The following is a 1,167-nucleotide window of genomic DNA, read 5'->3' as shown; positions in this document are numbered from 1 at the left end:
CTAAACAATCCAAGGCAAAGATTTATGTTGTTTCTGTCATTAATGTATACGTTCTGCCCACTAATGTTGGTGTATCCTATGCTCCAAAATTGGAAGAGAATATTGCCGACGATATGCACACAGATTTAACTAAAGCTCAACAAATCGTCAAGGACTCTGGACAAGATTATGAAGCTGATTTATTGAGTGGTGAGCCTCGAGAAGAAATAATCAATTTTGCTAAAGAAAAGCAAATCGACTTAATTGTAATAGGCAAGTCAGGTACTCATGCTTTGGAAAGACTCTTCACGGGATCAGTGACGAGATATATTTCTGAACATTCTAAAACAAGCATTTTAATTGTTAGTTAAAAATTGCCGTTCGCCACAACAAGAAAATTGGGTTGGAATGTAGAGAGTACGAATTTGAACCAATTGAAATTCGTAATTGTTTCAAATCTCGACCTTCTAATAGCCTTACTGCATGAGCTAAGTAGAATTTCATTACTGAGCCCATTTTCTTGTCGTTCCGAACCAATATGTTATTTTGTTAATTATCTATTTTAAAGGCAAGCAATAATAAAAAGAACAGTGTTTATTAAGTTTCTTCAGGTCAATATACCTGAATATCCTAATAGATACTGTTCTTTTTTTATACTTAAAATTTAAAATTAAGCTATAGTTCTTATTACTTTTCTGCTTCTTTAGTACGTTTAGTATCACGTTCCAAAATTGGTTTCAGATATTGTCCAGTATAACTTTCTTTGATTTTGGCAATTTCTTCAGGTGTTCCAGTGCCGACGATCTTACCACCGCCTTCTCCACGTTCAGGTCCAAGATCAATCAACCAGTCAGCCGATTTTACAACATCCAAATTATGTTCAATAACTAAAACTGTATTTCCTTCGTCTACTAAACGTTGCAAAACTCCTAAAAGACGTTTGATATCGTCAGTATGCAATCCGGTTGTTGGTTCATCAAGAATATAAAAGTTCTTACCATTCGACTTCTTATACAATTCAGAAGCCAATTTCATTCGTTGTGCTTCACCACCAGATAATTGTGTGGCTGATTGTCCCAAAGAAACATATCCCAAGCCAACATCAACAATAGTTTGTAACTTTGGTTTTATCTTTGGTATATAACCAAAACCTTCCAAAGCCTCTTTAACTTTCATATCCAAAACTTG

1 protein-coding gene and 1 pseudogene are annotated in these 1,167 nt (G+C 34.6%); one reads left to right on the top strand and one right to left on the bottom strand.

Features of this window, described 5'->3' with window-relative positions:
* A partial coding sequence (locus FHL06_RS13670; RefSeq protein WP_153387199.1) for a universal stress protein occupies window positions 1-350 on the top strand: 350 nt, incomplete at its 5' end.
* Window positions 351-666: 316 nt separating this feature from the next.
* On the opposite strand, the pseudogene FHL06_RS13665 reads toward FHL06_RS13670, so the two are convergent.
* Window positions 667-1,167, bottom strand: a pseudogene (locus FHL06_RS13665) (excinuclease ABC subunit UvrA); the annotation flags it as partial.

This window comes from Companilactobacillus halodurans, from assembly GCF_009600985.1.
Classification (GTDB): Bacteria; Bacillota; Bacilli; order Lactobacillales; family Lactobacillaceae; genus Companilactobacillus; species Companilactobacillus halodurans.
Note: the sequence above shows the minus strand (reverse complement) of the source record. Positions and strands in the feature narration are given on the sequence as shown.